The 15,874-nt window shown below is 72.2% G+C and carries 18 protein-coding genes; 12 read left to right on the top strand and 6 right to left on the bottom strand.

From position 1 onward, the window contains the following. Positions 1-13 precede the first annotated feature (13 nt). The 3 genes from ACZ3ZD_RS17145 (at position 14) to ACZ3ZD_RS17135 (ending at position 2,662) form a co-directional block, all read left to right on the top strand. Entirely contained in the window at positions 14-730 is a 717-nt protein-coding gene (locus ACZ3ZD_RS17145; protein WP_467397729.1) for a hypothetical protein, read from the top strand. A 143-nt stretch (positions 731-873) separates the two neighbouring features. Then, positions 874-1,077, top strand: coding sequence for a cold-shock protein (locus tag ACZ3ZD_RS17140; protein WP_266518316.1), 204 nt, complete (start codon positions 874-876; stop codon positions 1,075-1,077). Positions 1,078-1,258: 181 nt separating this feature from the next. Further along, a complete protein-coding gene (locus tag ACZ3ZD_RS17135; RefSeq protein WP_467397727.1) occupies positions 1,259-2,662 on the top strand; it encodes a DEAD/DEAH box helicase in 1,404 nt (467 codons plus the stop codon). Between the two features lie 125 nt (positions 2,663-2,787). On the opposite strand, the gene ACZ3ZD_RS17130 is transcribed toward ACZ3ZD_RS17135, so the two are convergent. Next, a complete protein-coding gene (locus ACZ3ZD_RS17130) occupies positions 2,788-3,162 on the bottom strand; it encodes a hypothetical protein (RefSeq protein WP_467397725.1) in 375 nt (124 codons plus the stop codon). 306 nt (positions 3,163-3,468) lie between these two features. Between ACZ3ZD_RS17130 and ACZ3ZD_RS17125 the strand changes: the two genes are divergently transcribed. Both ACZ3ZD_RS17125 and ACZ3ZD_RS17120 read left to right on the top strand, forming a co-directional pair. After that, positions 3,469-3,807: a MerR family transcriptional regulator gene (locus tag ACZ3ZD_RS17125; RefSeq protein ID WP_467397722.1), complete on the top strand. Its 339-nt coding sequence runs from the start codon at positions 3,469-3,471 to the stop codon at positions 3,805-3,807. A 132-nt stretch (positions 3,808-3,939) separates the two neighbouring features. After that, positions 3,940-5,406 (top strand): MFS transporter, encoded by a 1,467-nt coding sequence (locus ACZ3ZD_RS17120; RefSeq protein ID WP_467397720.1) that lies wholly within the window; start codon positions 3,940-3,942, stop codon positions 5,404-5,406. A gap of 31 nt (positions 5,407-5,437) precedes the next feature. Here ACZ3ZD_RS17120 and ACZ3ZD_RS17115 read toward each other — a convergent pair whose 3' ends face one another. Then, positions 5,438-6,061 (bottom strand): TetR/AcrR family transcriptional regulator, encoded by a 624-nt coding sequence (locus ACZ3ZD_RS17115; RefSeq protein WP_467397717.1) that lies wholly within the window; start codon positions 6,059-6,061, stop codon positions 5,438-5,440. Positions 6,062-6,143: 82 nt separating this feature from the next. Continuing rightward, entirely contained in the window at positions 6,144-6,812 is a 669-nt protein-coding gene (locus tag ACZ3ZD_RS17110) for an SGNH/GDSL hydrolase family protein (protein ID WP_467397715.1), read from the bottom strand. Between the two features lie 148 nt (positions 6,813-6,960). On the opposite strand from ACZ3ZD_RS17110, the gene ACZ3ZD_RS17105 reads away from it, so the two are divergent. The 6 genes from ACZ3ZD_RS17105 to ACZ3ZD_RS17080 all read left to right on the top strand — a co-directional run bounded on the left by ACZ3ZD_RS17105 (position 6,961) and on the right by ACZ3ZD_RS17080 (position 11,029). Next, complete coding sequence (locus tag ACZ3ZD_RS17105) at positions 6,961-7,278, top strand: hypothetical protein (protein WP_467397712.1); 318 nt, start codon at positions 6,961-6,963, stop codon at positions 7,276-7,278. 314 nt (positions 7,279-7,592) lie between these two features. Then, positions 7,593-7,931 carry a MerR family transcriptional regulator gene (locus ACZ3ZD_RS17100; RefSeq protein WP_467397709.1) on the top strand — a complete coding sequence of 113 codons (339 nt, stop codon included), beginning with the start codon at positions 7,593-7,595 and terminating at the stop codon, positions 7,929-7,931. A gap of 231 nt (positions 7,932-8,162) precedes the next feature. Next, on the top strand, positions 8,163-8,366 hold the full coding sequence (locus tag ACZ3ZD_RS17095; protein WP_007383480.1) for a cold-shock protein: 204 nt from the start codon (positions 8,163-8,165) through the stop codon (positions 8,364-8,366). A 272-nt stretch (positions 8,367-8,638) separates the two neighbouring features. Further along, entirely contained in the window at positions 8,639-10,216 is a 1,578-nt protein-coding gene (locus tag ACZ3ZD_RS17090) for a DEAD/DEAH box helicase (protein WP_467397707.1), read from the top strand. A 141-nt stretch (positions 10,217-10,357) separates the two neighbouring features. Then, positions 10,358-10,693, top strand: a complete 336-nt coding sequence (locus ACZ3ZD_RS17085; RefSeq protein ID WP_467397880.1) for a CBS domain-containing protein — start codon at positions 10,358-10,360, stop codon at positions 10,691-10,693. Positions 10,694-10,723: 30 nt separating this feature from the next. After that, positions 10,724-11,029, top strand: a complete 306-nt coding sequence (locus ACZ3ZD_RS17080) for an SCO5918 family protein (protein WP_467397704.1) — start codon at positions 10,724-10,726, stop codon at positions 11,027-11,029. A gap of 27 nt (positions 11,030-11,056) precedes the next feature. Here ACZ3ZD_RS17080 and ACZ3ZD_RS17075 read toward each other — a convergent pair whose 3' ends face one another. Then, positions 11,057-11,800: a thioesterase II family protein gene (locus tag ACZ3ZD_RS17075; RefSeq protein WP_467397702.1), complete on the bottom strand. Its 744-nt coding sequence runs from the start codon at positions 11,798-11,800 to the stop codon at positions 11,057-11,059. A gap of 368 nt (positions 11,801-12,168) precedes the next feature. Beyond that, positions 12,169-13,140 carry a 2,3-diaminopropionate biosynthesis protein SbnA gene (gene sbnA, locus ACZ3ZD_RS17070; protein ID WP_467397699.1) on the bottom strand — a complete coding sequence of 324 codons (972 nt, stop codon included), beginning with the start codon at positions 13,138-13,140 and terminating at the stop codon, positions 12,169-12,171. A 684-nt stretch (positions 13,141-13,824) separates the two neighbouring features. Here sbnA and ACZ3ZD_RS17065 point away from each other — a divergent pair. Further along, positions 13,825-14,763 (top strand): AfsR/SARP family transcriptional regulator, encoded by a 939-nt coding sequence (locus tag ACZ3ZD_RS17065; RefSeq protein ID WP_467397697.1) that lies wholly within the window; start codon positions 13,825-13,827, stop codon positions 14,761-14,763. A gap of 89 nt (positions 14,764-14,852) precedes the next feature. Here the strand turns inward: ACZ3ZD_RS17065 and ACZ3ZD_RS17060 are convergent, their stop codons facing one another. Next, a complete protein-coding gene (locus ACZ3ZD_RS17060; RefSeq protein WP_467397694.1) occupies positions 14,853-15,797 on the bottom strand; it encodes a TauD/TfdA family dioxygenase in 945 nt (314 codons plus the stop codon). Positions 15,798-15,874 lie beyond the last annotated feature (77 nt).

The following is a 15,874-nucleotide window of genomic DNA, read 5'->3' as shown; positions in this document are numbered from 1 at the left end:
GGGGACGGATCCTATGAGCGCGCCGAGTGACCGCCGACCGCAGCGGGCCCCGCACCGGCCGGCCGGCGGCGGGATCCGCCACCGGTACCGCGTCGAACACCTGCTGATCGGCTGCGGGTTGGCCCTGCTGCCGTGGCTGGTCGCGCTGGCCTGCGGCCTGCCCCCGGCCGGTGTCACCGGGGACCGGCGGATCGTCTGGGCCGGCCTGGACACCCTGGAGTCCCTGGGGCTGCTCACCACGGGGCTGCTGGCCAGGCACGGCCACCGGCTGCACCGGCTGCACCCGCTGACGGCGACCGCCACCGCGACGCTGCTGGTGGTCGACGCCTGGTTCGACACCATGACGGCGGCCCCGGGCGCCGATCTGGTCTCCGCGGTGGCGATGGCGTGCGGCGCGGAGCTGCCGCTGGCGGTGGTGTGCGTCGTCCTCGCGGCGAGGGGCGCCCGCGCGCCGGGGCCGGGGCAGGAGCCGGCGGGGCCGCGTCCGAGCCGTCCGGCCGTCCTGTGGCCTTCGTCTCCCTCCCCGGGGCCGGGCCGGGTCGCCGGTGTTCCGTCCGCCGAGGGCGGCCGCGGGGCCGTGGGGACCGTCGTGGGAGGTCAGAGCGGTGCGCCCGGAAACGCTCGATGCGGGGCTGTTCCACCGGAAGGCAATATCTGTGGTGGCGACACAAGAAATCGACGCGGCGCACAACAACTATTCCTGCGACCGCGGCCGGCCTGGAATTCCTGACCGCGCAGGGCCGAGATCCACGTGCTACTGTCGTCATCAGTTGCAGTTGTGGTTGCCAGAAGGTTTTTCCGACGGCCGATCATCACGGCGACACGGAATACGCACAGGGCGTGTTCCTGAAACCGTCTCCGAAGGGAAACAACATGGCTACCGGCACCGTGAAGTGGTTCAACGCGGAAAAGGGCTTCGGCTTCATCGAGCAGGACGGCGGCGGCCCCGACGTCTTCGCCCACTACTCGAACATCGCCGCCTCCGGCTTCCGTGAGCTGCAGGAAGGCCAGAAGGTGTCGTTCGACATCGCGCAGGGCCAGAAGGGCCCGACGGCCGAGAACATCGTTCCCGCCTGACGCACCGGCACTGCCGCATACTTCGCAGCTGGGGCCCGCACCTTTGGGGTGCGGGCCCCGGCTCGCTTTGTTTCCAGGGCGATCAGGCCCTGTTGCCTCCGGCCCGTTCTCGCGATTCTCTGCGCCGCTCTTCATGCTGCGGAAATTCCTTGATACGCGCCCGCATCGAGGAAGGTTCCGCATGAACCGCACCCGCCCCACCCACGCCCGCGCCCGCATTTCCCGTGAGTTCGCACTGCCGAAGACGGTCACGCCCGCGTCGCCCGCCGTCGAGTCGTTCGCCGAACTCGCCATGCCGGCGCCGCTGCTGGCCACACTCCGGCACGAGGGCGTGACCGTGCCGTTCCCGATCCAGGCGGCGACCCTGCCGAACTCCCTGGCCGGCCGGGACGTACTGGGCCGCGGCCGCACCGGATCGGGCAAGACCCTCGCCTTCGGCCTGGCGGTACTGGCGCGCACGGCGGGACGGCGCGCCGAACCGCGCCGGCCGTCGGCCCTGGTCCTCGTGCCCACCCGTGAGCTGGCCCAGCAGGTCACCGACGCGCTCGCCCCCTACGCCCGCTCCGTGGGCCTGCGCCTCGCCACCGTCGTCGGCGGCATGTCCCTCGGCAGGCAGGCCGGTGCGCTGCGGACCGGCGCGGACGTGGTCGTGGCGACCCCCGGCCGGCTCAAGGACCTCATCGACCGGGGTGACTGCCGGCTCGACGACGTCCGCGTCACCGTGCTGGACGAGGCCGACCAGATGACGGACATGGGCTTCATGCCCCAGGTCACCGCCCTGCTCGACCAGGTGCGCCCCGACGGCCAGCGGCTGCTGTTCTCCGCCACCCTGGACCGCAACGTCGACCTGCTCGTCCGCCGCTACCTGACCGACCCGGTGGTGCACTCCGTCGACCCGTCGGCCGGCGCCGTCAGCACGATGGAGCACCACGTGCTGCACGTCCACGAGACGGACAAGCACCGTACGACCACCGAGATCGCGGCCCGGGACGGCCGGGTCATCATGTTCCTGGACACCAAGCACGCCGTGGACCGGCTGACCAGGGACCTGCTGAACAGCGGTGTCCGCGCCGCGGCCCTGCACGGCGGCCGGTCCCAGCCGCAGCGCACCCGGACGCTGGCGCAGTTCAAGGACGGTCACGTCACCGTCCTGGTGGCCACCAACGTCGCCGCCCGCGGCATCCACGTCGACAGCCTCGACCTGGTCGTCAACGTCGATCCGCCCAGCGATCACAAGGACTACCTGCACCGTGGCGGCCGTACGGCCCGCGCCGGGGAGTCCGGCAGCGTCGTCACACTCGTGACCCCGGCCCAGCGGCGCGGCATGACCCGGCTGATGGCCTCGGCCGGCATCACCCCGCGCGTCACGCCGGTCCGCTCGGGCGAGGCGGAGCTGAGCCGCATCACGGGTGCGCAGGCGCCCTCCGGCGTCCCGGTGGTCATCACCGCGCCCGCCGTGGAACGTCCCCGCCGGGCGTCCTCGCCGTCCCCGAGCCGCCGGGGCCGCGCGGGCCAGGGCCGGCCCGCCGGCGCGGAGGCGCGCCGCAGGGCGCCGCGCCGGTCCGGTAACGGCTCGGCCGCCTAGGCTTTCCGGCGGATCAGCCCGGCCCGGTGGGGCCCTGTCGACGCGCGTCGGCAGGGCCCCACCGCCGTGTCTCCGCCGCCCGCTCGAAGACGGCTACCGGCCGGCCCGGGGGCGAGGCCGGCGGCTCACTGGTCGAAGTAGCTCAGATCGCCCACGGTCCAGGCGCTGACGTCCTTGATCGCGACCCGGTACATGCCGCCCGTCTCCGGGATGCCGAGGCTGCCCTGGAGGATGCGGGCGAGGTGGAAGTGCAGATGCGTGGGCGGCTCGCCGCGCCCCGCCCCGCCGCCTCCCGGCCCGCGGGCGAAGACGTCCGAGAACGGGCCGAGACGGTCGGAGTCCTTCAGGACCTCCGCCACCCGCTCCCGCCAGACGGCCTCGGGAGCCAGCCTGCCGGTGATGACGGCGCCGCCGACGACCACGGTCAGCGACATCTGATTGCTCCGCTCGGACTCCACCGCGGCGGAGATGGCGACGAGCAGCTCATCAGGGTTCGACATGACAGCAGAGCTTATGCGGCCCGGCCGCGTCCCGGACCCGCGAGGGTCGGTCACGACAGGGAGCCTGCTCCACCGGAGGAGTGAAATCTTCTCCTGTCACTGTAGATTTTCGCTCCCGACGTGGGTACGCTTCTTCACGTAGACAAGGTCGAGCGACACCCGCCAGACACGATGGGATGGTGGTCCCCGGTCACGGATACAGAAGGTCGGCACCGCAGTAGGGCCGACAGATGGTGTTGAATTTCCTTCGGGGCCCTGGTGCCGTACGGCACCGGGGCCCCTCGACGCGTTGCACAGCGAGGTGACATGACATCGGACAATCCACTGAATGATCGTCTGGACGACGACGACTACCCCGCGTACACGATGGGCCGGGCGGCCGAGATGCTCGGCACCACCCCCGCCTTCCTGCGAGCCATCGGTGAGGCCCGGCTGATCACCCCGCTGCGCTCGGAGGGCGGCCACCGCCGGTACTCCCGCTACCAGTTGCGGATCGCCGCGCGCGCCCGCGAGCTGGTCGACAAGGGCACCCCCATCGAGGCCGCGTGCCGCATCGTCATCCTCGAGGACCAGCTGGAGGAAGCCCAGCGCATCAACGCCGAGTACCGCCGCGCCGCCAGCGAGTCGGCGGGCAGCGCCGGCTGAGCACGCGGACGCGGACGGCGGCGCACCGGCGCTTCCGACAGGCGATTGAAGTAAACATACGGTCGTGCGTATTCTGAACGGCGAGCCCGGGTCCCCGGGCCCGTGCGTCTTGCCGTGAAAGGGATACGCCCCGTGTCGAATGCAGGTCACACACTCAAGGCGGCGCACCGCGCGCAGCCCGGGCCGCGGGACGCGGTGCCCTGGGCCGCGCTGTCGACCGTCATGGTCGGGATGTTCATGGCGGTCCTCGACTCGTTCATCGTCGTCGTGGCCGGCCCGGCCATCCAGAGCGAACTGAAGGCCACCGCGGGCGAGCTGCAATGGGTCCTGGCCGGCTACCAGTTGAGCTACGCGGTCCTACTGATCACCGGCGGCCGGCTCGCGGACCTGTACGGCCGCAGACGCGTCTTCGTCACCGGTACGGCCGTCTTCACGCTGTCGTCCGTCGCCTGCGCCCTGGCCGGCGACCCGGGCGTGCTCATCGGCGCCCGCATCGTCCAGGGGCTCGGCGCGGCACTGATGGTCCCGCAGGTCTTCGCCGTCATCACGCTGACGGTGCCTGAGCGGGGCCGGCACCGGGTCTTCGGTGTCCTCGGGGTCGTCGTCGGCATGGCGTCGGTCAGCGGTCAGCTGGTCGGCGGCCTCCTGATCGGCGCCGACCTCTTCCACTCCGGCTGGCGCTCGGTGTTCTGGGTGAACGTCCCCATCGGCGTCGCCACGATCCTGACGGCCCTGAAGGTCGTACCGGAGTCCAGGGCGGAGCGGACGCGCCGGCTCGACGTGCCCGGCGTGCTGGTCCTCAGCACGGCCCTGCTGCTGCTCACCTACCCGCTCATCCAGGGGCGGGAGGCGGGCTGGCCCTGGTGGACGTGGGCGTGCCTCGCGGGCAGCCTGGTGGCGTTCGCGGTCTTCGTCGCGCTGGAGCGGGCGGTGGAGCGGCGCGGTGGTGAGCCGCTGATCACGCCGTCGCTGTTCGCGCAGCGCTCGTTCTCGCTCGGTATCGTGCTGGTCCTCGCCGTGTACGCGCTGCTGACCTCGTACTACCTGGCGCTGTCCGTGTCGATGCAGGACGGGCTCGGCATGTCGGCCCTCGGTTCCGGGCTGGTCTACACGCCGCATGCGGTGACCTTCTTCGTCTGCAGCCTGATCGCCGGACGGCTCGTCCCGCGGTTCGGCCGCCGCGTCCTCCAGGTCGGTGCGGTCGTCCTGGCGGCCGGCTATCTGACGACCGCGGTGGTCCTGCTGTCCGGGCCGCGGCTGACGCCCCTGCTCGTCGTCCCGACCCTGATGCTGCAGAGCGTGGGGGGCGGGCTGCTGATCACCCCGCTGCTCAACACGGTCCTGGTACGGATCGATCCCCGGTGGGCGGGTATGGCCTCGGGTTCGCTGTCCACCGCCCAGCAGGTCGGCGCCGCGCTGGGGGTGGCGGTCGTCGGAGCGGTGTTCTTCCACTCCTTCCGGGCGGGCGTCACCTCGGGCGGCACGGTCCACGCGGCGGGCCACGCGTTCGCGCTGACGTCCCTGACGACCTCCGCCATCGCGGCGCTCGCGGCCCTGCTGGTCTTCCTCCTGCCGAAGACGCCCTCGGCCAAGGCGTGATGGGGCGCGGGCGGCCTGCGCGCGGGTGGGTTCAGACCGTCTTCAGCAGCGCGTCCACGGTGCTGCGGACCTTGGCGACGACGCCCTCGTCGCCAAGGCGCAGCGCCGTGTTGGCCGCGCAGAGCACGGAGTCGATCTGGAACACCGCGAGGTCGACGTCGAGTTCGGCGATCTCGTGGGCCGCGACGGCGTTCCGCAGTTCCGTGCCGAGGGTGTCGAGCCACTCCCGCTGGTGGCGCACCAGGGCGTCGCGGACCGGGCCGGGCCTGCTGTCGAAGCGGGCGATGTTGGCGACGCGGAAGCAACCGCCTTCGAACAGCGGGGCCTTGGCGTAGTCGATCCAGTGCTCGATCAGGGCGCGCAGCCGGTCGGCTCCGGGCGCCGCCTCCCGCGCCGGGCGGATGACCGCGTCGATGAACATGTCGCGCGCGACGTCGACGGTCGCGAGCTGGAGCAGTTCCTTGGACCTGAAGAGGGTCTGGATGCCCGCCTTGCTCATGCCGGTGTCGGCGGCGAGCCGGCCGAAGCTCACGTCGTCCAGCCCGTCGAGCGAGGCGATGTCGACGGCGCGCCGCAGCGCGGTCTCCCGCGTGCGCGCCCCTTTGAGCAGGCGCTTGTCCGTGACCGACACCGTGTCCGCCCGCGAGATGTCCATACGGTCGATCGTACCTCTCGGGTACGAGGGCGGGGGCGGCGTCGGGTCCGGGGCGTCCGGTGGGCTCGGGGCGTGCGTGGGCTCAGGGCGTGCGGTGGGCGAGGGTGGCGGCGAGCGCCCGGACCATCTCGCCGGCCATGACGGCCTGGCCGGAGGTGGAGAAGTGGATACGGTCCGCACTCAGCAGGTCCTCGCGCGCGTTGACGGGGTGGTCCCACATGTCGACCACCACGGCGCCGTACTCGGCGGCGAGGGTGCGCGTGAGGGCGTTCAGGGTGCGCACGCGCCGCGTCCAGTCGGCGAAGACGGGGACGACGTAGGCACGGCCCAGGGTGAACGTCGTGAGCTGCGCGCCGGTCGCGGCCGCCACCTCGTACATCCGGCGCAGGTTCCGCTCGATGTCCCCGAAGTCCGGTGTCCGGCGCAGCAGGTCGTTGGCGCCGCACGGGAGGTGCAGCAGGTCCGGGGCGAACTCCCGCAGGGCGGGGGTCTGGTGGGCGAGGGTGTCGGCCGTCGTGGCGCCGTCCACCGCGGTGTTCAGGTAGGCGAGGCGGGGCCGCACCTGCCGCAGGATGTGCGCGAACCGGTCGGACCAGCCCTGGTCGCCGTAGCCGGCGCTCCTGTCCCCCGTCCCGGCGGAGAGGCTGTCGCCGATGACGGCGTAGCGCTGCCAGGGGGCGTCGAACAGGAGGGCCGCGGCGTCGAGGACGGGGAGGCAGTACGGGTCGGTCTCCTCGGTGAAGGACGTCATCACCAAAGAATGCGATCGACCGTATGTAATGTCAACCAGGCCGGGCACGGGGTAGCCCGTACGGAGGACGCCGGGATGCAGTACGCAGGCGGGTCCGTACGGTCGGTTACAGGGCCGGGATGGGCCCGGCCGCACGTCAGGAGGGTCCATGCGTCGCATCGGCTCGACACTCGCCACACTCGGCGCCGCCGGGGTGCTGGCACTCGCCGTCCCCTCGTCGGCGTACGCCACGAACGGCTACCTGGCGATCGACGGGGTCCGCCTCGGCAACCCGACGGGCTGCATCGAGATACCCCACCTGTCGACCGTCTTCAACGTCACGGACATACCGGCCCTGGTCCACAACGTTCCCGGCTGCGCGGGCAGCTTCGTCCACGTCATCCCCCCGGGCCTGGCGGAACAGGTCCCCGGCACCCACAGCATCTTCATGGGCGACCCGGCCACGGACCTGCTGCCGCCCTCGTGACGGGCGGGCGGTGAGGCCGTGCGGAGCGCCTGCGTGCGGACGGTACGGCCCGGGGCGATCGTCGGGCCGTCCGGTACACGGCCGTCCTCGGCGGCGGCCTCGACGGCCGCGGCGCGGCCACCCGCGGGGCGCGGGACTCGCGGTGTGCGCCCGCCAGGGCTAACGGATCGTATGAGCACTGCGCAGGTGAACCCTGCGGAAAGCTGTCGCGGCGGGAGGAGATCTGTGGGGGTGGCGGCGTTAGGGTTGCGGGTGAGGTCCGCGGGTGTCGTGCACGGTGGGTCCTCCGTCGCGTCCGTCGAAACGAAGGTGCCATGCCCGCCGAGAACGTCCCTGCCGCCGGCAACCTGGACGACGACGACTACCCCGCCTACACCATGGGCCGCGCCGCCGACGTCCTCGGCATCACCCCCGCCTTCCTGCGGGCCGTCGGCCAGGCCGGGCTGATCACACCCCTGCGTTCACAGGGTGGTCACCGCCGGTACTCGCGCCGGCAGCTGCGGGTGGCCGCCCGCGCCCGGGAACTGGTCGACCAGGGCACGCCCGTCGAGGCCGCGTGCCGCATCGTCGGGCTGGAGGACCAGCTGGACGACGCCCTGCGCCAGAACCGGGACCTGCGCCGGCGGCTGGGCGAGCCCGGTGCGCATATCTAGTCCCGCCGGTACAGAATTTCGGTCCGCCACGGCACGAGAATTGCCGGATGTAGCGCAAAACACCCGGGCGTCGGCACCCGGCGTGTGTTAGCGTGATACCAGTTGCAGTTTTGGTTGCCAGAGAATTTTTTCTTTGCAGAGCTTTCCGGATCCTTCCGGAGGGGTGATCATCGCGGCGACTCGGCTCCGCAAAGTGCGGAGTCCGGCACTGCCCTCCGAGGGAGATTCAATATGGCATCTGGCACCGTGAAGTGGTTCAACGCGGAAAAGGGCTTCGGCTTCATCGAGCAGGACGGCGGCGGCGCCGACGTGTTCGCGCACTACTCGAACATCGCCACCTCCGGCTTCCGCGAGCTTCAGGAAGGCCAGAAGGTGACCTTCGACGTCACGCAGGGCCAGAAGGGCCCGCAGGCCGAGAACATCGTTCCCGCCTGACGCTGACGCGAAACAGTCGCGAACCTGAGGTTCGCGCATCATGTGGCTGGGGCCCGCGCTCTCGGGGTGCGGGCCCCAACTCATGAACTGAGCGGCCACCGCTCGTCTCCGAGCCCCTTTCCGGATTACCCCGGACCACGGACGCCTCCGGCCGCACGCGCCGAGAGAGCCGGCTCTTCACTTTTTTCTTCGGCTCATTCTTGCGAATCCTCGCGCGGTCGTCACCGCCCGGACGGAATTCCTCGATACGCCGCATCGAGGAGGGTTCCCCCATGAACCGCACCCCCCGTCGCTCCGGCGGCACGTCCGGCGGTTTCCGCTCGGACCGCAGGTCCACCCGCTCGGCGGGAGCCGCCCGCGGCAGCCGTCTGCGCACCCAGGAGCCGGGCCGTCAGGGCGCCCGCCCGGGCACCGGACGAGGCGGCGGCACGGCCGCGCACTCCGGCTCGCGCCGGCAGGAGTTCGCCCTGCCGGTCACCCTCACCGAACCGCTGCCGGCGGTCGAGACGTTCGCCGAACTCGACATGCCCGCACGGCTGTTGGCCGCCCTCGGCACCGAGGGCGTCACCGTGCCCTTCCCGATCCAGGCGGCCACCCTGCCGAACGCGCTGGCCGGCCGGGACGTCCTGGGCCGGGGCCGTACCGGCTCGGGCAAGACCCTCGCCTTCGGCCTGCCGCTGCTGGCCCGGCTGGACGGACAGCGGGCCCAGCCCCGGCAGCCGCTGGCCCTCGTCCTCGTCCCCACCCGGGAGCTGGCCCAGCAGGTCACCGACGCGCTCGCGCCCTACGCCCACGCCCTGCGGCTGCGGCTCGCCACCGTGGTCGGCGGCATGTCGATCGGCCGCCAGGCGAGCGCGCTGCGCGGCGGCGCCGAGGTCGTCGTGGCGACCCCCGGCCGGCTGAAGGACCTCATCGAACGGCAGGACTGCCGGCTCGACCAGGTCCAGGTGACCGTGCTGGACGAGGCCGACCAGATGGCCGACATGGGGTTCATGCCCCAGGTGACCGCGCTGCTCGACCAAGTGCCCGCCGGCGGCCAGCGGTTGCTGTTCTCGGCCACCCTGGACCGCAACATCGACCTCCTGGTGCGCCGCTACCTCCACGACCCCGTGGTGCACTCGGTCGACCCGTCCGCGGGCGCCGTCACCACCATGGACCACCACCTGCTGCACGTGCACGACGACGACAAGCAGACCGCCGCGACCGAGATCGCCGCCCGCGACGGGCGCGTGATCATGTTCCTGGACACCAAGCACGCGGTGGACCGGCTCACCAAGCACCTGCTGTCCGTCGGGGTGCGCGCCTCGGCCCTGCACGGCGGCAAGTCCCAGTCCCAGCGCAACCGGACGCTCGCCCAGTTCAAGGACGGCCAGGTCACCGCCCTGGTGGCCACCAACGTCGCCGCCCGCGGCATCCACGTCGACGGCCTCGACCTCGTCGTGAACGTCGACCCGCCCGGCGACCACAAGGACTACCTCCACCGCGGCGGCCGTACCGCGCGCGCCGGCGAGTCCGGCACCGTCGTCACCCTCGTCCTGCCGCACCAGCGGCGCGCGGTGGACCGCCTCATGAGCGACGCCGGCATCGCCGCGAACACCGCCCGGGTCCGTCCGGGCGAGCCCGAGCTGCAGCGGATCACCGGCGCCCGGACGCCCTCCGGCGTACCCGTCGTCCTCACCGTGCCGGCCGAGGCCCGCCGCGAGGGCAAGGGCTCGTCCGCCGGGCGGCGCCGCCGGGGTGGCGCGGGGCGCGGCAGGAGCGCGGGAGCCGGCCGCGGGGACGGCGGGCAGGGCGGCGGCCGGGGCGAGCAGGGCCGGGGCCGTCGGTCCGGTCCGCGGAACGCCGCGTAGCCGGAGCAGCGGGACGCACTCCAGCGGACCGGACGGGCCGACGCCCGACCCGTCCGACCCGACGAAGAGGAGAAGCCCTTGACGCCGTTTCCGTCCCGAACCCACCCCTCCTGCGGCACCGGTCTGACCGCCGGTGACGCCATGCACGCTCCCGGACCGCAGGTCGACGACCACATGGCCGTCGACGTGGCCCTGTCCGTGCTCATCGGTGCGCGCGTGGCGCACCTGCTGCTCCTCGACGACGACGGGCGGTGCGCGGGCCTGGTCACCCGGGCCCAGCTCACCGCGCACCGCGGCGGCTCCTGGTACAGCGACCGGACCCGGCTGCGGGACATCGCGCTGGACCGCGGCCCGTTCACCTCGTCCGGGGCCGCGCTCGGCGACGCGGAAGCCGCCATGCGGGGACGGACCCTCGACGTGTCCCCCGTGATCGACGAACACGGATACGCCCTGGGCGTCCTCGCCCTCACGCCCTGACCGCCGTCTTCCCACCCCGTGGAGGCATCCATGCGCTGTGTCATCGCCCGTTTCCCGTTCGACCTGATCAAGAGCGAGGTCGAGCAGGCCATGAGCGGCATCACGCCGGAACCCGTCACCGGCGTGTCCGTGACCATCGGCCGCCGCGTCTACCCCGTGATGCAGGTCGGCGAGGTGATCACCCGGCAGAACCGCCGCGACTTCACGGTGGCCGAGATGCGCCGGGCCCTGACCCGCCTCGGCTTCACCTGCCACGAGCCGCGTCCGGTCGCGCCGGTCGCCCCGGTGGTCCCGGCCCTGGAGGCCCGGGCGGACGAGGACGCGCTCGGCTGGTGACACGCGGCGGCCACGCCCCGGGGGGGCTCAGCCGGTGTGTACGCCGAGGGTGGCGTCGATGAGGGCGGCCACCTCGGTGAGCCGTTCCTCCAGGTAGAAGTGGCCGCCGCGGAACTCGGTCACGTCGGCCCCGGCGACAGTGTACGCGGCCCAGCCGGCGGCGGCCTCGGCCGTGGCCACCGGGTCGCGGTCGCCCACCAGCGCGCTGATCCGGCAGCGCAGCGGGGGCCCGGGGGTCCAGGTGTAGCCGCGCAGCGCCCGGTAGTCGGCGCGGACGGCCGGGAGGACGAGCGCCATCAGGTCGGGGTCGTCGAGGACGACCGACGCGGTGCCGCCGAGCGCGCGCAGTTCCGCGACGATCCCGGCGTCGTCGGTGGCGGCGGCGAGGTCGGTGCGCCGGTCGCGGGGCGGCACCTGCCCGGAGACGAACAGCCGGGACGGTTCCGGCAGCCGCCACCGTTCCAGGCGGCGCACGGTCTCGTAGGCGAGCAGTCCGCCCATGCTGTGGCCGAGGACGGCGTAGGGGGCGTCGGTGAGCGGGCGCAGGGCCGCGGCGATGTGGTCCGCCAGTCGGCCGATGTCCTCGACGGGCGGCTCGCCGTACCGCTCCTGCCGGCCGGGGTACTGGACGGCGACGACGTCGACGTCCGGGGCGAGCTCCCGGGCCAACGGCAGGAAACTGCTGGCGGCGCCCCCGGCATGCGGGAAGCACACCAGGCGCGGCCCGCGGGCCGTGGTGGTCTCGAACCGCTTCAGCCACTTACCGTCCACGGCGTATCCCGCCCTCTCCCGTCACGCTGTACGACCTCCCGCGCCGCCGGTCCGGCGGCGCGCCGGGCAGACCGGGCCGGTACGACGAACTGCTCGCAGCGCCCCGGCCCCCTCACGCTCCACGTCCTCCCCCGCCGCCGACGCCACCGTCACGCGGCCCGGCCGTGTGTCCGGTCGGCCCGGCCCGTACGACAAGCCCCGGGCGGCGCCCCCGGCTCCCCGCACGCCGTACGACCTGCCGTGTCGTCGGCACCCCCGTCGGGCGCCCGGCCGTACGTCGAGCAGACCGGGCCGGTACGACAAGCCGCTCGCGGAACGCCGACCCCCAGCACGCCCCACGTCTCCCCGGCCTGCTAGACGCGCCACCGTCACGCGCCCGGCGGCGCGTCCAGCAGGCCGGGGCCGTACGACCGGGTCAGCCAGTCGGTGTCGTAGAGCGTCTCCAGGTAGCTCGCGCCGAGGTCGGGGGCGACGGCGACCGCGGTGAGGTCGGTGCCGCCCCGGGTGGTCAGCCAGTCGAGCGCGCCGCTGACGACCGTGCCCGTGGAGCCGCCGAAGAGGAAGCCCTGGCCGGCCAGCCGGTGGCACATGCGGACCGTGTCGGGCTCGGAGACGTACACGACGTCGTCCACCAGCGAGGGGTCGAGGATCGGCGGGCGCACCCCGGTGCCCAGGCCCGGGATCAGCCGGGGTCCGGCGGGGCCGCCGAAGGTCACCGACCCGGCCGTGTCGATCGCGACGACCCGGACTGCGGGCAGGTGCTCCCTGAAGTAGGTGGCGCAGCCCATGAGGGTGCCGGTGGTGCCCGCGCCGACGAACAGCACGTCCAGGCCCGGGAACGCCTCGGCGATCGCCGGCGCGGTGGTGTGGTAGTGGCTCGTCCAGTTGCCGGGGTTGGCGTACTGGTTCAGCCACAGGTACTCGGGGTTCTTCTCCAGCAGCCGCTCCACGAGGGCCAGGCGGGCGCCGAGGTATCCGCCCTCGGGGTCGGGCTCGGTGACGACGTGGACCTCGGTGCCGAAGGTCTCCATGAGCCGGCGTGCGGTGCCGGTGCAGCGGGCGTCGGTCACGCAGACGAAGCGGTAACCGCGGCTGGCGGCGACGAGGGCGAGGGCGACGCCCATGTTTCCCGAGGACGACTCGATCAGCGTGTCGCCCCGGCGAATCCCACCGGCCCGCTCCATCGCCCGGACCATTTCGGTGGCGGCCTTTATCTTGACCGAGCCGGAGAAATTGAACCCCTCGCACTTGAGGAAGATCCGCCGTCCGAGACCCGGCATCAGGTCGACATAGAGATCCTCCACATTGAAATCGACGGGGTTCGAGATGACAGTCGCCATGTGGTGCAGCCCAATCTCGTCCAGGAGGGGCAGTCTCACCGGACACCCCGAGCGGAGACTCTCCTTCGACCGCTCGCCGATCATCTGCGCGGCTTCGATATTTGGCCTATACCGAACCTATGCGCAGGTCCGGGCCGTTCCCACAGCCCCGGCACGGACGAGTCAGGGCCATGACCGAAAACCACACCTGCTATCGATCATTGGCAGGTGGCTGGAACCGGAACTTCCGCGTGGCGGCCGACCAGGGGACATCCGCCGTTCCGGACCTCGCAACCCCCCGCAAGCCAGACATAGCCGAAGATCCAGATATAGCGTCAGCAGGGCGTCATCTCCTCCTTCATCCGCAATCCGGCCACCCTTTCGATCCGGCCTCAGCCGCAGGCGGCGACCGCATTTTCCACCCCTTGACGCACGTTCGCACACGTGATTACGCTCACCCGGTCGGTAAAAATTCGACCACATCCGACCAGGTCGAAAGCCGACGAGGAAACGGGGGCTTGATCATGTCTTTCTTCCGCGACCGCGCGAGGTCGTCCACTCCTTCCATTGAGCTGAACGCTCTGGAAAACCCTCTTTAACGGCGCCAAGCAGCCAACAAAACGTCCTGTCGCGACACCTGGTGTTGTTGCATGCGCCATGTGCCCGCTGCGCGATCAGCACGGCCGATAAGGAGCACAGTACGTGATGCAATTCAGAATCCTGGGCCCGGTCGGAATATGGTCAGGCACCGCCGAGGTCCCGCTCAGCGGAACGAAGCAGCGCACCATGCTCGCCGCCCTCCTGCTGGCCGGCGGGCGGGTCATCCCGGACTACCGGCTCAGCCAGGCCTTATGGGGGAGCGAGCCGCCCTCCACCCATCAGGCGCAGCTCTACACCTACGCCTCCCGGCTGCGCCAGCACCTGGAGGACCACGCGGAGATCGTCCGCAAGGGGTCCGGCTATCTGATGCGCATCACCGCCGGACGGTTCGACTACGGGGACTTCACCGTGCTGTGCCGCGCGGGCCGCCACGCGCTGTCCTCCCGCCGGTACGACGACGCGGCCGACAACCTGCGCGCCGCCCTGTCCCTGTGGCGGGGGCCGACCCTCACCGACGTGACCGACCACCTCGGCGAGACCGAGCGGCCGATCATCGAGGAGGCCTACATGGAGGCGCTGGAGGGCCGCATCCTCGCGGACCTCGCGCTCGGCCGGCACGACCGGCTCGCCTCGGAACTCATCGGCCTGGTCCAGGCCCACCCGCTGCGCGAGACCCTGCGCGCCCAGCTGATGGTGGTGCTGTACGCGTCCAACCGGCAGGCCGAGGCCTTCGCCGTGTACCACGAGGGCCGCCGCAGGCTGGAGGAGGAACTCGGGGTCGACCCGGGCTCGGCGCTGCGCCGTACCTACGAGGCGATCCTCGCCGGATGCGTCGACCAGGGCTGGTACGCCCAGCTCATCGGCGTGCCCGCGCAGCGGGCGGAGCGGCGGGGCGGCGCCCCGCTCACCGCGATGGCCCTGCGCACGCCGATCATGACGCCGTCGGCGGCCGGGCCGTTCGCCAGCCCGTGGCACGAGGAGGTCCCCGCCGACCGCGGGCCCCACGGCCGTAACGCCGTCGGCCGTAACGCCGTCGTGCGCTGAGCAGGTCCGGGGGCGGGACGCGGGACGGTTTCGCGGCCGGCCCGGCACCGTCCCCCCTGTTCCTCACCGTTCCGCCGGCGGGACGGCGCTCAGTCCGACATGGCCACCAGGACCCGGCGCGGACCGGTGAAGGGCCGCCGGCCGTGGGCCACGAGGACGTTGTCGACGAGCAGCAGGTCGCCCGCCTGCCAGTCGACGTCGACGGCGGCGGCCAGGCCGCGGTCGCGGACCTGGGTGACGTAGGCGTCCGGGATCGGGGAGCCGTCCGCGAAGGACACGGACTGCGGCAGGTCCCCCTCCGGCATGATCCGGGCGAGCGCGGCCGCGGTCTCGTCGCCGAGGCCGGCGGCGTGCCACTGGTCGGCCTGGTTGAACCAGACCTCCGTGCCGGTGACGGGATGGCGCACGGTCGCCGGGCGTACCTGCGTCACCCGCAGGCCGCCGTCCGGCTTCCACTCGTACCGTGCCTCGGCGCCCTCCAGGAACTTCTCGACGTCGTCCCGGGAGTCGGTCTCGAAGGTCTCCTGCCAGCTCTTGCCGAAGCCGCGGCCGCCGTGCAGGTTCTGCGTGTAGCGCACCCCGCGCGCGAAGCCCTCCCGCACCTCCGAATCCAGCAGCCGCAGCCAGCGCGCGCCGTCCAGCACCGGGGTGGCGCCACCGGTCTCGGGGGCGCGCTCGCAGAAGAACAGCAGCCGGGCGGGCCACTGGTGGGCGTAGCTCATCTCGTTGTGCATCGAGATGGTGTACTGCGGCGGGTACTCGGTCGACGTGTAGACGTTCCGGCCCACCTTGGTGCGCGGCGAGTTGCCGTGGACGTAGGCGAGCCGCCGGGGCAGCAGCGGTGCCATCACCGTGTCCAGCTCGGCCGGGTCGATCCCGAAGCCGCGGAAGACCACCGCCTTGTGCCGGGCCAGCAGCCCGGTCAGGTCGCCGAGCCCCTCCAGCAGGCCGAGCAGCCCCCGCGCGGTGGCGGGGTTCCGCGCGTCCGGCCTGACGACATGCGGTGCCCATGCGTCGTCGCGGTCTTCCTCCACGGCTTCTCCTTTCGGCGTCAGCTCGCTGAAGAGCCTGGGGACGGCTTCTATATTTCTTCGCTATTCGGTCGATAGCC

It is taken from the genome of Streptomyces sp. NPDC023481, from assembly GCF_055560195.1.
This window is presented reverse-complemented; position numbering and strand designations above follow the sequence as displayed.